This is a genomic window from Flavobacterium sp. AG291 (assembly GCF_003350375.1).
GTDB classification, from domain to species: domain Bacteria; phylum Bacteroidota; class Bacteroidia; order Flavobacteriales; family Flavobacteriaceae; genus Flavobacterium; species Flavobacterium suzhouense.
In genome coordinates, this window is sequence record NZ_QQAR01000029.1 from 1 (window position 1) to 1209 (window position 1209).

General features: G+C 33.0%; 1 protein-coding gene. It reads left to right on the top strand.

Features of this window, described 5'->3' with window-relative positions; all coding sequences use genetic code 11:
• The first annotated feature begins 220 nt into the window (after nt 1–220).
• Entirely contained in the window at nt 221–1198 is a 978-nt protein-coding gene (locus DEU42_RS17325) for an IS110 family transposase (protein WP_114759587.1), read from the top strand.
• Nucleotides 1199–1209 lie beyond the last annotated feature (11 nt).

Consider the following 1209-nt stretch of genomic DNA (forward strand, 5'->3'; position numbering starts at 1 on the left):
TCCTTTAGATTTGTTTTTAGATAAATCTTAAATTTATGAATGAGAAGGAAGCAAAAGTAAACTATGCTGCGGTCTGGGTTTTTATGCCCATATTTCGATTAAGACTTCTGCTTCCCTTCATCAAAGACTCATATAGAAATTAGGGTTCACGGCCCATTATTAAGGACTTGAGTTTATGATGGATTTCTCAATTCAAATTTAATACTTGAAAGACAAATTTATGAAAAACATTATTGTTGGTATTGACATTAGCCAAAAGACTTTAGATCTATGTATTAAGGAAAAAGAGGAGTTTAACCATTTTACTATTGACAATAACAAGAAAGCTATAGGAGCCTTCTTTAAGCATTTACCAGAGAACAATGTCGTTGTAGCCATGGAGAACACCGGGCGTTATAACTGGGAGCTTTTAAACGTATTAGAGTCTTTTAATTTTCAGATATATCTGCTCTCCCCATTACATCTTAAAAGAAGTATAGGTTTATCCAGGGGCAAGAATGATATAGTAGATGCCTTTCGTATTTGTTGCTTTATTGAGAAAAACATGGAAGAATGTAAACAATGGATTCCATGTAAAAAATCAATTAAAAAAATAAAAATTCTTTTAACTGAAAGAGCATCAAGATCAAAGCTAAAAAGACAGTTGAAAGCTCAAAAGCATGACTATCGTCTCATGAAAGATATAGGCTTAGACAAGAAATTAATTAATCTTAATGAAAAATTGATAAAAAATGTTGAGGCTCAAATAAAAGCTATTGAGAAAGAAATTGAATTAATTATCGTGTCAGATAGCGAACTTAACCAACAAAAAAGTTTTATAACCTCTGTTCCGGGGGTAGGAAAAGTATTAGCGTGGATGCTAATCTCAAAGACAGAAGGTTTTACAAGTATAACAGACCCGAGAAAGATGGCTTGTTATTCCGGAGTAGTCCCGTTTGATTATCAATCAGGAACTTCAATTAAGAGAAAACCCAGAGTGTCTAACCTAGCTGATAAAACAATCAAAACTACATTACATATGGCCGCCTTAAGCGCAGTAAGGCGCGAAAATGACCTTGGGGCTTACTACTTACGAAAAACAGCTGAAGGCAAAAATAAAATGAGTGTGATAAATGCTGTTAGAAATAAAATAATCCATCGGGTTTTTGCGGTAATAAAAAACCAAACCTTTTATCAAAAAGATTTGGTTATATCATAGAAATCGAAATG